Source organism: Pseudomonas taiwanensis, assembly GCF_013393345.1.
In the GTDB taxonomy this organism is placed as follows: Bacteria; Pseudomonadota; Gammaproteobacteria; order Pseudomonadales; family Pseudomonadaceae; genus Metapseudomonas; species Metapseudomonas resinovorans_C.
The window spans coordinates 61,664-74,166 of record NZ_QJRF01000071.1 but is presented as its reverse complement, the minus strand read 5'-3'; the positions used below and the strand labels follow the sequence as shown (position 1 = coordinate 74,166).

Here is a 12,503-nt window from a genome sequence, read left to right as displayed (position 1 = left end):
GTGCCGAGGAAAAGGGCGCAACTTTTTTCCGCTCGGGGGAGTTGTCCTACAAGATTTGATGTTATATGTTGTCGTACAACTGATCCGGGCAGCTGCACGATCGAACGGCCTGACTGCAAGCTGGTCGTCTGTGCAGGTACCTGAGTCATCCGAACCCGTCGAGCGCTCCCTGAAATAGAGCGTTTGCGTAGCATGGAAGGCGGGTAGGGCGCATCACGCCGTGATAGCGGGCGATGAGCGCACAGGAGGATGAACGGCGATTGGCAGTATCTTTGGTTGTACGATAACGTATCTCTCGGGCCGGTTTACCCCGGCCTTACTCAAACCGCTTCGCAGGGTGCTCGAATAATGAATCCACAAGAACTCAAGTCCATCCTCTCCTCCGGGCTGCTGTCCTTCCCCGTCACCGACTTCGACGCTGCCGGCAACTTCAACGCTGCAAGCTATGCGCGTCGCCTGGAATGGCTGGCTCCCTACGGTGCCTCGGCGCTCTTCGCCGCGGGCGGTACCGGCGAATTCTTCTCCCTGGCGCCGGATGAGTACTCCTCCATCATCAAGACCGCCGTCGACACCTGTGCCGGCAGCGTGCCGATCCTCGCTGGCGTCGGTGGCCCGACCCGCGTGGCCATCCAGTACGCCCAGGAAGCCGAACGCCTCGGCGCCAAGGGCCTGCTGCTGCTGCCGCACTACCTGACCGAAGCCAGCCAGGAAGGCGTAGCCGCCCATGTCGAGCAGGTCTGCAAGTCGGTGAACATCGGCGTGGTGGTCTACAACCGCAACGTCTGCCGCCTGACCCCGGCGCTGCTGGAGCAACTGGCCGAGCGCTGCCCGAACCTGATCGGCTACAAGGACGGCCTGGGCGATATCGAGCTGATGGTTTCCATCCGTCGCCGCCTCGGTGATCGCTTCAGCTACCTGGGCGGCCTGCCTACTGCCGAGGTTTATGCCGCGGCCTACAAGGCGCTGGGCGTGCCGGTGTACTCCTCCGCCGTCTTCAACTTCATTCCCAAGACGGCGATGGACTTCTACAACGCCGTCGCCCGTGACGACCACGAAACCGTGGGCAAGCTGATCGACGACTTCTTCCTTCCCTACCTGGACATCCGCAACCGCCGCGCTGGCTATGCCGTCAGCATCGTCAAGGCGGGTGCGCGCATCGCGGGTTACGACGCCGGCCCGGTCCGCGCTCCGCTGACCGACCTGCTGCCCGACGAGTACGAGCGCCTCGCCGCGCTGATCGACGCCCAGGGCGCGCAGTGACCTGCAGCCAGGAGAAGACTCGTGACTGAGAAACGCTTCGACAACTACATAGGCGGGGAGTGGGTGGCCGGCAGCGGCTACTCGCGCAACATCAACCCCTCCGATCTGACCGACTGCCTGGGCGAGTACGCCCAGGCCGACGCCGCCCAGGTGGCCCAGGCCATTGAAGCGGCCCGCGTGGCCTTCCCATCCTGGTCGGTCTTCGGCATCCAGGCTCGCCACGATGCCCTCGACAAGGTCGGCAGCGAAATCCTCGCCCGCCGCGAGGAACTGGGGACCCTGCTGGCGCGGGAAGAGGGCAAGACCCTGCCTGAGGCCATTGGCGAGGTGACTCGCGCCGGCAACATCTTCAAGTTCTTCGCCGGTGAATGCCTGCGCCTGGCCGGGGAAGTCGTCCCCTCGGTGCGCCCCGGCGTTTCGGTGGAGGTAACCCGTGAACCCCTGGGCGTGATCGGCCTGATCACTCCCTGGAACTTCCCCATCGCCATCCCGGCCTGGAAGATCGCGCCAGCGCTGGCCTACGGCAACTGCGTGGTGTTCAAGCCCGCTGATCTGGTTCCGGGCAGCGCCTGGGCCCTGGCCGAGATCATCGCCCGCGCCGGCTTCCCCGCCGGTGTATTCAACCTGGTGATGGGCAGCGGCCGAGTGGTCGGCGAGGCCATGGTCAACGACAAGCGCGTCGATGGCATCAGCTTCACCGGTTCGGTCGGTGTAGGCCGCAGCATCGCCGCCGCCTGCGTCGCCCGTGGCGCCAAAGTGCAGCTGGAGATGGGCGGCAAGAACCCGCAGGTAATCCTCGACGACGCGGACCTGAAGACTGCCGTCGAACTCGCCGTGCAGAGCGCCTTTTATTCCACCGGCCAGCGCTGCACTGCCAGCAGCCGTCTGATCGTCACGGCCGGCATCCATGACCGCTTCGTCGAGGCCATGGCAGAACGCATGCGTGCCATTCGCGTCGGCCATGCCCTGCAGAGCGGCATCGATGTCGGCCCGGTGGTGTCCCAGGCACAACTGGAGCAGGACCTCGGCTACATCGACATCGGTCGTGCCGAAGGTGCACGCCTGGTGGCTGGTGGCGAGCGCGTGCGCTGCGAAACCGAGGGCTACTTCATGGCGCCGGCGCTGTTCGCCGAGAGTGAGGCGGGCATGCGCATCAGCCGCGAGGAGATCTTCGGTCCGGTGGCCAACGTGATCCGCGTGGCCAGCTACGAAGAGGCGCTGGCGCTGGCCAACGACACCGAGTTCGGCCTGTCCGCCGGTATCGCCACCACCTCGCTCAAATACGCCAATCACTTCAAGCGCCACGCCCAGGCCGGGATGGTCATGGTCAATCTGCCCACTGCCGGGGTGGATTACCACGTGCCGTTCGGCGGCCGCAAAGGCTCGTCCTACGGCCCGCGCGAGCAGGGTCGCTACGCCCAGGAGTTCTACACCACGGTGAAGACCACCTACATCGGGGGCTGATCCGACGCTTCAGAGTCACGCGGGGCAGGGCCTGCCCCGCGCTTGAACAGGGACTACCGGTACAACAACAAGCACAGGTAGGAATTGGTTGTGAAGATCAAACGAGTCAGAGTCACCCCCATCGCCTTCCGCGATGCGCCGCTGCTCAATGCCAGCGGCATCCACGAACCCTTCGCGCTTCGCTCGATCATCGAAGTGGAGAGCGACAACGGCTATATCGGCCTCGGCGAAAGCTACGGCGACGCGCCGGTCCTGGCGGTGCTGCAGGCCATGCAGGACAGCCTGGTGGGGCTGGACGCCTTCGACCTCAATGGCCTGCGCGCGCGCGTCATTCAAACCGTGGCACGCCTCGGGCCGGCCGAAGCCGGTGCGGAGCTCGCCCCCGGTTCCCACCCCAGCAAGCAGGTGGCCAACGCCTATTCAGCCTTCGAGGTCGCCTTCCTCGATCTGCAGGCTCGCTCGCTGAACATGCCCCTGGTCGACCTGCTGGGCGGGGCCATTCGCACTGAAGTTCCCTTCAGCGCTTACCTCTTCTTCAAGTACGCCAAGCACATCGATGCGCCTTACGCGCCGGACTCCTGGGGCGAAGCCCTAAGCGAGGAGCAGATCGTTGCCCAGGCTGCACGGATGATCGAGGCCCACGGTTTCCAGAGCATCAAGCTGAAAGCCGGCGCCTTGCAGCCCGAGCACGAAGTGGCCTGCATCAAGGCACTGAAGAAGGCTTTCCCCGACCACCCGCTGCGCATCGATCCCAATGGCAACTGGTCGCTGGAAACGGCGCTGCGCATGGCCGAGCTGCTGGGCGATGACCTGCAGTACTACGAAGACCCGACCCCGGGCCTCGATGGCATGGCTGAGCTGCACGAGCGCACTGGCATGCAGCTGGCCACCAACATGGTGGTCACGGACTTCGAGGAGTTCCGCCGCAGCGTCGCCCTGAACAGCGTGCAGATCGTCCTCGCCGACCACCACTACTGGGGCGGCCTGCGCGATACCCAGGTGCTGGCGCGGATGTGCGACACCTTCGGCCTCGGCCTGTCGATGCATTCCAACTCGCACCTGGGCATCAGCCTGATGGCCATGACCCACGTGGCGGCATCCGTGCCCAATCTCACCTACGCCTGCGACACGCACTACCCGTGGCAGGAGGAGGACGAGGAGGTCATCAAGGGCGGCAAGCTGCCGATCCAGGACGGTTGCGTGCGCATCACCCGTGCACCGGGCCTGGGCGTGGAACTGGACCAGGATCAGCTGGCCAAACTCCATGAGCAGTACCTCTCCATCGACATCCGAAGTCGCGACGACGCGCGGCAGATGCGCAAATACGACCCGGCCTGGAAAATCAGGAAGCCGAGGTTCTGACCCCGTCCGCTGCCTGCGGAATGCAACATGACACTCGCGCGGCAAGCCCGCGCGGGCTCTTCGACAAGAACAATTCAGAGAGAAGAACCATGGGCGAAGTACTGAAACAAACCCGTGTGCGTTACCTGATCCTGCTCATGCTGTTCCTGGTGACCACGATCAACTACGCCGACCGCGCGACCATCTCCATCGCCGGTTCCACCATGCAGAAAGAGCTCGGCATCGACGCCGTCATGCTCGGCTACATCTTCTCCGCATTCGGCTGGGCCTACGTGCTCGGGCAGATTCCGGGCGGCTGGCTGCTCGACCGCTTCGGCTCCAAGCGCGTCTATGCGGTGAGCATCTTCACCTGGTCGTTGTTCACCCTGATGCAGGGCTTCGTGGACACGCTGCCGGTGGCCTGGACCGTCGTCACGCTGTTCATGCTGCGCTTCCTGGTGGGCTTCGCCGAGGCACCGTCTTTCCCCGGCAACGCGCGCATCGTCGCGGCCTGGTTCCCCACCGCTGAACGCGGCACCGCGTCCGCCGTGTTCAACTCCGCGCAGTACTTCGCCACGGTGCTCTTCGCTCCGCTGATGGGCTGGATCGTGCATAGCTTCGGCTGGGAACACGTGTTCATCGTCATGGGCGTGATCGGCATCCTGTTCTCCGCGGTCTGGCTGAAGTTCATCTTCAACCCCAAGGAACACCCGCTGGCCAACAAGGCTGAGATCGACCACATCGCCGCCAACGGCGCACTCGTGGACATGGACCAGAACCGCAAGCTGCCGGGTAACGGGCCGAAGTGGGAGCACATCAAGCAGCTGGTGGGCAGCCGCATGATGGCCGGTATCTACCTGGGCCAATTCTGCATCAACGCCATCACCTACTTCTTCCTCACCTGGTTCCCGGTGTACCTGGTGCAGGAGCGCGGCATGACCATTCTCAAGGCCGGCATCATCGCCTCCTTGCCGGCCATCTGCGGCTTCATCGGCGGCGTGCTGGGCGGCGTGCTGTCCGACTGGATGCTGCGCCGCGGCCATTCCCTCAGCGTGGCGCGCAAGACGCCGATCGTCTGCGGGATGTTGCTGTCGATGAGCATGATCCTTTGCAACTACGTGGACGCTGACTGGATGGTGGTGGGCTTCATGGCCCTGGCCTTCTTCGGCAAAGGCATCGGCGCCCTCGGCTGGGCGGTGATGTCGGACACTTCACCCAAGCAGATCGCCGGCCTCTCCGGTGGCATCTTCAACACCTGCGGCAACCTGTCTTCGATCACCACGCCCATCGTCATCGGCTACATCATCGCCGCCACCGGCTCCTTCAAGTGGGCCCTGGTGTTCGTCGGCGTCAACGCCTTCATGGCCGCGTTCAGCTACCTGTTCATCGTCGGCGAGATCAAGCGCGTAGAGCTCAAGGGTGCAAAGACTGACGCCGAGGGTCCGGCAGCCGCTTCCGAAGCGCCTGCCGCGACTCCGGCCCGTTAATTCGCAGAAGGACAAGGCAATGACTCAACAGAATCTTCATCAGGGCGCCCCGCGCATCACCGAATTGCAGGTGGTGCCCGTGGCCGGCCAGGACAGCATGCTGCTCAACCTCAGCGGCGCCCACGGCCCGTACTTCACCCGCAACGTGGTGATCCTCAAGGACAACGCCGGCCACGTCGGTGTTGGCGAGGTACCCGGCGGCGAAGCCATTCGCCAGACCCTGGAGGACGCCCGCGCCTTGCTCGTGGGGCAGTCCATCGGCAACTATCAGAGCCTGCTCAACCAGGTGCGCCAGGCGTTCGCCGACCGCGACTCCGGTGGTCGCGGCCTGCAGACCTTCGACCTGCGCATCGCCATCCATGCGGTCACCGCACTGGAGTCCGCACTGCTTGACCTGCTCGGCCAGCACCTGGAAGTGCCGGTGGCGGCCCTGCTCGGTGAAGGCCAGCAGCGCGACGAAGTGGAGATGCTCGGCTACCTGTTCTACGTCGGCGACCGCAACATGACCGACCTCGACTATCGCAGCGAAGCCGATGCCGACGACGCCTGGTTCCGCCTGCGCAACGAAGAGGCGCTGACCCCGGAAACGGTGGTGCGCCTGGCCGAGGCGGCCCATGCCCGCTACGGCTTCAACGACTTCAAACTCAAGGGCGGCGTGCTGCGCGGCGAAGAGGAGATCGAAGCCGTGACCGCACTGGCCGAACGCTTCCCCGACGCGCGCATCACCCTCGACCCGAACGGCGCCTGGTCGCTGAAGCAGGCCATCGCCCTGTGCCGCGACCAGCACCACGTGCTGGCTTACGCCGAGGACCCCTGCGGCGCCGAGAACGGCTACTCCGGCCGCGAGGTGATGGCCGAGTTCCGCCGCGCCACCGGCCTTCCCACCGCCACCAACATGATCGCCACCGACTGGCGCCAGATGGGTCATGCCATCTCCCTGCAGTCTGTGGATATCCCCCTGGCCGACCCGCACTTCTGGACCATGCAGGGCTCGGTTCGGGTGGCGCAGATGTGCAACGACTGGGGGCTGACCTGGGGCTCGCACTCCAACAACCACTTCGACATCTCCCTGGCGATGTTCACCCACGTCGCTGCTGCGGCGCCGGGCAAAGTCACCGCCATCGACACCCACTGGATCTGGCAGGACGGCCAGCGCCTGACCAAGGAGCCCCTGCGCATCAAGGGCGGCAAGGTCACGGTGCCACAAAAGCCGGGCCTGGGTGTCGAACTGGATATGGACGAACTGGCCAAGGCCCACGCGCTGTACAAGGCCAAGGGCCTGGGTGCGCGGGACGACGCCATCGCCATGCAGTACCTGGTGCCGAACTGGACCTTCGACAACAAGCGCCCCTGCCTGGTGCGCTAGCCGGGTTGTGGGAGCGAGTGCAATCGCGAATGAGTTCGCTCCCACCAATGTAGGGTGGATATCGCTCTTCATATCCACCATCGCCGCCGATCCCACCTCCGATGGTGGATCGGTGAAGCGTGATCCACCCTACGCAGCGCCTTGGATCCAACCGTAGGGTGGACATCGCTTTTCATGTCCACCGAGCCACAGAACAACAATGGAGTCAGCCATGCAGTTGATCCAACACCAGGACTCTCCCCGCCATGTGCGCCTGCACCCGGATGACAACGTCGCCATCGTCATCAACGAGCAGGGCGTGGCCGAAGGCGGTCAGTTCCCCGATGGCCTGGTCACCCGTGAAGCCATTCCCCAGAGCCACAAGGTCACCCTCGTGGACATCCCTGCCGGAGGCGCCGTGCTGCGTTATGGCACCGTGATCGGCCATGCCTTGAAGGCCATTCCCCGTGGCAGTTGGGTGCGTGAAGAGCTGCTGAGTATTCCCGAAGCGCCGGGGCTGGATCACCTGCCCATGGCCACCGCCGTGCCTGCGCCCATGGCGCCGCTGGATGGCTACACCTTCGAAGGCTTCCGCAATCCGGACGGCAGTGTCGGCACCCGTAACATCCTCGGTGTGACGACCACTGTGCAGTGCGTCACCGGCGTGCTCGACCATTGCGTCGAGCGCGTGCGCAAGGAGCTCCTGCCGAAGTACCCGAATGTCGATGACGTGGTTGCCCTGACCCACAGTTACGGCTGCGGTGTGGCGATCAACGCACCCGATGCGGTGATCCCGATTCGCACTCTGCACAACATCGCCCGCAACCCGAACCTGGGTGGCCAGGCACTGGTGATCGGCCTCGGCTGCGAGAAGTTGCAGGCCGAACAACTCATGCCCGGCGATGAACTCACCGCCGGGCAGGATGAGGAAGCCTGGCTGTTCCGCCTGCAGGATTCCGCCAGCGGCTTTGCCGGCATGGTCGAGCAGATCATGGGCATGATCGAAGACCGCCTGAAGATTCTCGACCAGCGCCGCCGGGAAACCTGCCCGGCCTCGGAGCTGGTGCTGGGCATGCAGTGCGGCGGCAGCGATGCCTTCTCCGGTGTCACCGCCAACCCCGCTCTGGGCGTCGCCTCCGACCTGCTGGTGCGCGCCGGTGCCACCGTGATGTTTTCGGAGAACACCGAAGTGCGTGACGGCATCCACCTGCTCACCCCGCGCGCGGCGACTCCCGAAGTGGCCCAGGCGCTGGTGCGCGAGATGGAGTGGTACGACCGTTACCTCGCTCGCGGCATGGCAGATCGCAGCGCCAACACCACACCCGGCAACAAGAAGGGCGGTCTGAACAACATCGTCGAGAAAGCCATGGGTTCCATCGCCAAGTCTGGCAACAGCGCCATCGCCGGCGTCGTCGCCCCCGGCGAGCGCGTGCGCGGCAAGGGCCTGCAGTATTGCGCGACCCCTGCCAGCGACTTCGTCTGCGGCACCCTGCAACTGGCGGCGGGCATGAACCTGCATGTGTTCACCACCGGTCGCGGCACGCCTTATGGGCTGTCCATGGTGCCGGTGATCAAGGTTTCCACCCGCACCCAACTGGCCGAGCGCTGGCCTGACCTGATCGACGTCGATGCCGGTCGCATTACCTCCGGGCGCGTGACCCTGGAGGAAATGGGCTGGGAACTGTTCCGCTACTACCTGGATGTGGCCAGCGGCAAGGAGCACACCTGGGCGGAGAAGCATCGGCTGCACAACGATCTGACGCTGTTCAATCCAGCTCCGGTAACGTAATCAGCCGAATCGATTGAGAGACCCAGAATGGAACCCAAGATCCTCCACGTGGGCCCGCTGACCGAGCGCTTCAACCAGCGCCTGGCCGGCGAGCACATCGTCGTTCCTCTGTGGCAACAGGGTGAAGCACTTGCCTGGCTCGATGAGCACGGCGCTGAGTTCGACATCGTGGTCACGTCGGCCCGTTTCGGTTGTTCGGCCGCTGTGCTCGAGCGCCTGCCTAACGTGCGCGCCATCTGCAGTTTCGGCGTCGGCTACGACGCCATCGCAGTCGACGTGGCACGTCGCCGAAACATTCAGGTCAGCTACACGCCGGACGTGCTTAACGACTGCGTCGCCGACCTGGCCATGGGGTTGCTCATCGATTGTTCGCGGCGCATCAGCGCGTCGGATCGCTTCGTGCGCGCCGGAAGCTGGCCCGCCGGCAACTTCCCGTTGGCACGCAAGGTCAGCGGCAAGCGCCTGGGCATTGTCGGCCTGGGGCGCATCGGCAAAGACGTCGCGCGTCGCGCCGGTGGCTTCGACATGCAGGTGCGCTATCACAATCGCCGAGCGCATGCCGACAGCCCCTACGGCTTCGAACCGGACTTGCTGGCGCTGGCACGCTGGGCGGACTTCCTGGTGCTGACCTGTCCCGGTGGCGCGGCAACCCATCACCTGATCTCGGCGCCTGTGCTCGAAGCCTTGGGGCCGGAAGGCATCCTGATCAACGTATCCCGTGGCTCGGTGGTGGATGAGCAGGCGCTGGTGGCAGCCCTCTCTGAAGGCCGTTTGGGTGGCGCCGGGCTGGATGTATTCGAAGCCGAGCCGCGTGTACCTGAAGTGCTGTTCACCCTGGACAACGTGGTGCTGGCGCCTCATATCGGCAGCGGCACCGAAGAAACTCGGCTGCACATGGAAGAACTGGTGTTCGCCAATTTGCAGGCCTTCCTCGACAAGGGCGAGGTGTTGACCCCGGTGGTCTGACACGCCCGATCCAATAGCGGTGGTCGCGTCGGCCGACCCCACTATGCGAGGCGTCGCCACAAGCGGTGCTTCGTTTCCTCCCCACGAATTTCAACTGCAGATTCGCAGTGACGGCGCACCACGAGTGCGCCGATTTTTTTGTTGAGGATTTTCTGGGGAGTCCCTGCAATGCCGACTCCCCTCACCCCAACCCTCTCCCAGGGGGAGAGGGGGCTTTCCGTGCAGAACTGCTACTGAGTACCAGGCGCGAGTCACCCCTCTCCCTCCGGGAGAGGGGCCGGGGGTGAGGGATGCTGATCCAGCGCTGGAAATTGGGCGTCCTCAGAACTGATAACTCAGCGTCGCCGTGACATTGCGCTTCTCGCCGAAGTAGCAGAAGTCGAGGCTGTAGCAGGACGCCACGTAATCCTCGTCCAGCAGGTTGTTGGCGTTCAGGCTGAGGTCCAGGCCCTGCATGCCCAGCTTGCCGAGGTCGTAGCCGATGAGGGCATCGACCAGGGTGTAGGAGGGCACGTGCAGGGTGTTCTCCTTGTCCGCCCAGGTCTTGCCGACGTAGCGCACGCCGAGCCCGGTGCGCAGGCCGTCCAGGGCGCCCGCATTGAAGTTGTAGTCACCCCAGATGGAAGCCATGTGCTTGGGCGCCTGGTTCGGGGTGTTGCCCTGGTTGCCGTCCAGTGCCTTGGCGTAGGTAATGTCGGTGTAGGTGTAGCTGGCCAGGACCTTGAAGTTCTCGCTGACCTGGGTGTGGGCTTCCAGCTCGATACCCTTGGAGCGCACCTTGCCAACCGACGTGAAGAAGTTGTCCTGGGGCAGCTTGGAGGCGACGTTCTCCTGGGTGATGTGGAACACCGAGGCGGTGTACATGCTGTTGCTGCCTTCGGGCTGGAACTTCAGGCCGGCTTCCCACTGCTTGCCCTCGGTAGGCTCCAGGGCCTTGCCGGAAGCGTCGGAGTAGGCGTTCGGGTTGAACGACTCGGAGTAGCTGATGTAGGGCGCGATGCCGTTCTCGAAGAGGTAGAGCACGCCGGCGCGGCCGGTGAACTTGCTCCATTGCTCATCGCTCTTGGTTTGCGTGGTGCGGTTTTCGTCGGAGACGTCCACCCAGTCCTGGCGCATGCCGAGCGAGAAGCGCCACTGGTCCACATCGATCAGGTCCTGCATGTACAGGCCGGTCTGCTCCAGGCGGCGGGTGTGGTTGTCTTCGGAGAGGAAGCTCAGGCTCTCGTCGCCATAGATCGGGTCGAAGGCGTTGAGCGGCGTGGAGACGCCGGACGTCCAGTCCACATGGGTCTTGCGGCGCTGGTAGTCGAGGCCGGTGAGCAGGGTGTGGCGGGCGCTGCCCCAGTTGAATTCAGCCTGCATCATGTTGTCGATGATGTAAGCCTCGAGCTCCTCGCTGGCGCCGCTGAAGTAGCGGTTCAGTTCGTTGCTGTCGGGGGCGGTCCACTGATAGCCGTAGACCTGCGACAGGTCGACGTCCGAGCTGAGATAGCGGAAGTTCTGTCGCGCGGTCCAGATATCGTTGAAGCGGTGCTCCAGCTGGTAGCCGAACATGCGTTGCATCCGGTCGAAGTCATCCAGGCCCGGCTCGCCGTCGAAGAACTCGCGGCTGATGCGCTGACCGTTGTGCTGGAACACACTGCCGTCGGCCGGCACGCCGCTGTGGTAGCCGCCATTCGGGTCGTGCTGCAGGTAGCCCTGCAGGGTCAGGGTGGTGTCTTCGCTGAAATCGATGGCGAGCGTCGGAGCGATGGCGTAGCGCTCCTCCTTGGTGTGATTGAACTGGGTATCGCCGCCCTTGCCCAGGCCTACCAGGCGGTAAGCGATGCGTTTCTCTTCATCCAGCGGACCGCTGAAGTCGAAGCCCACGCCTTTCTGGTTCATGTTGCCCACGGTGGCCTGCACCTGGTGGTAATCCTCGTACAGCGGCTTCTTGCTGGTCAGCGCCACCAGGCCGCCCGGCAGGCTACGACCGTAGAGCACCGAGGACGGGCCCTTGAGCACATCGATGCGTTCGAGGAAGTACGGGTCCACCTGCATCGAACTGAAGGTGCCGCTGTCGCCCATGGTCTTCAGGCCGTCGAGGTAGACGTTGTCGACGCTGTTGTCGGCGAAGCCGCGCATGACGATGTAGTCGTAGCGGTTCGAGGCGCCCACCTGGCCGGTGAAGATGCCGGGGGTGTAGCGCATGGATTGCTGGACGGTCTTGGAGCCCTGGTCGTCGATCTGCTCGCGGGTGATCACCGACACGCTCTGCGAGGTTTCCATCAGCGATTTGCTGGTCTTGGTGGCGATCTGGCTGTGGGTGGCCAGGTAGCCGTCCTCGCTGCCCAGGGCGTTGCCCAGGGCGAACACTTGGGTGCTGGGCACTTCCAGCGCACTGCCGGCCGGGATCTCGCGCAGCACGAAGCTGCCGCCGCCGAGGTTTTCGGGCTGTAGCGAGGTGCCTTCGAGCAGGCGCGCCAGACCGGCTTGCACCGACCAGGTGCCTGCCAGGCCGCTGGTCTTCAGGCCACGGGTCTGTTCCGGCGTGGCGGAGAGATTGATGCCCGCCTCGCGCGCGAAGCGGTTCAGCGCCTCATCCAGGGCCCCGGCGGGAATGGCATAGTTGCGGCTGGCGATGGCGACGGCCTCGTCAGCGACTGCGGCGCCAGGCAGCAACGGCGCGGCCAGCGCGGCAGACAACAGGGCGCCACGAATGGCGAGGGCAAGGCGGGAAGCGCGAGGTGCGGTCATGAAAACATCCGTGGGGATCGGCAAAGGTTAATGGGATTCATTCCCCTTGCCGGGGCAGGCGGAAAAACCCGCCAAAAAATTTCAGAAATGCTGGGCAGGATCTTGTGGGGGCGAA

The 12,503-nt window shown here is 64.5% G+C and carries 8 protein-coding genes; 7 read left to right on the top strand and 1 reads right to left on the bottom strand.

The genetic code is table 11. From position 1 onward, the window contains the following. Window positions 1-348 precede the first annotated feature (348 nt). The 7 genes from kdgD (at window position 349) to DM872_RS24620 (ending at window position 9,652) form a co-directional block, all read left to right on the top strand. Window positions 349-1,260, top strand: coding sequence for a 5-dehydro-4-deoxyglucarate dehydratase (kdgD, locus tag DM872_RS24650; protein WP_179061890.1), 912 nt, complete (start codon window positions 349-351; stop codon window positions 1,258-1,260). Window positions 1,261-1,281: 21 nt separating this feature from the next. Further along, window positions 1,282-2,724 carry an aldehyde dehydrogenase family protein gene (locus tag DM872_RS24645; protein ID WP_179061889.1) on the top strand — a complete coding sequence of 481 codons (1,443 nt, stop codon included), beginning with the start codon at window positions 1,282-1,284 and terminating at the stop codon, window positions 2,722-2,724. A gap of 90 nt (window positions 2,725-2,814) precedes the next feature. Further along, a complete protein-coding gene (locus DM872_RS24640; protein WP_179061888.1) occupies window positions 2,815-4,086 on the top strand; it encodes a glucarate dehydratase family protein in 1,272 nt (423 codons plus the stop codon). An 89-nt stretch (window positions 4,087-4,175) separates the two neighbouring features. Continuing rightward, complete coding sequence (locus DM872_RS24635) at window positions 4,176-5,552, top strand: MFS transporter (RefSeq protein WP_179061887.1); 1,377 nt, start codon at window positions 4,176-4,178, stop codon at window positions 5,550-5,552. Window positions 5,553-5,571: 19 nt separating this feature from the next. Continuing rightward, window positions 5,572-6,918 (top strand): glucarate dehydratase, encoded by a 1,347-nt coding sequence (gudD, locus tag DM872_RS24630; RefSeq protein WP_179061886.1) that lies wholly within the window; start codon window positions 5,572-5,574, stop codon window positions 6,916-6,918. Window positions 6,919-7,129: 211 nt separating this feature from the next. Beyond that, on the top strand, window positions 7,130-8,686 hold the full coding sequence (gene garD / locus DM872_RS24625) for a galactarate dehydratase (protein WP_179061885.1): 1,557 nt from the start codon (window positions 7,130-7,132) through the stop codon (window positions 8,684-8,686). Between the two features lie 27 nt (window positions 8,687-8,713). Then, window positions 8,714-9,652 (top strand): 2-hydroxyacid dehydrogenase, encoded by a 939-nt coding sequence (locus DM872_RS24620; RefSeq protein ID WP_179061884.1) that lies wholly within the window; start codon window positions 8,714-8,716, stop codon window positions 9,650-9,652. A gap of 321 nt (window positions 9,653-9,973) precedes the next feature. Here the strand turns inward: DM872_RS24620 and DM872_RS24615 are convergent, their stop codons facing one another. Continuing rightward, a complete protein-coding gene (locus DM872_RS24615) occupies window positions 9,974-12,388 on the bottom strand; it encodes a TonB-dependent siderophore receptor (RefSeq protein ID WP_179061883.1) in 2,415 nt (804 codons plus the stop codon). Between the last annotated feature and the right edge of the window lie 115 nt (window positions 12,389-12,503).

What these genes read in the sequence shown, in the direction of transcription:
- garD (WP_179061885.1), top strand. Translation starts at nt 7,130, where the DNA reads ATGCAGTTGATCCAACACCAGGACTCTCCCCGCCATGTGCGCCTGCAC.
- gudD (WP_179061886.1), top strand. Translation starts at nt 5,572, where the DNA reads ATGACTCAACAGAATCTTCATCAGGGCGCCCCGCGCATCACCGAATTG.
- DM872_RS24635 (WP_179061887.1), top strand. Translation starts at nt 4,176, where the DNA reads ATGGGCGAAGTACTGAAACAAACCCGTGTGCGTTACCTGATCCTGCTC.
- DM872_RS24615 (WP_179061883.1), bottom strand. Translation starts at nt 12,388, where the DNA reads ATGACCGCACCTCGCGCTTCCCGCCTTGCCCTCGCCATTCGTGGCGCC.
- DM872_RS24620 (WP_179061884.1), top strand. Translation starts at nt 8,714, where the DNA reads ATGGAACCCAAGATCCTCCACGTGGGCCCGCTGACCGAGCGCTTCAAC.
- kdgD (WP_179061890.1), top strand. Translation starts at nt 349, where the DNA reads ATGAATCCACAAGAACTCAAGTCCATCCTCTCCTCCGGGCTGCTGTCC.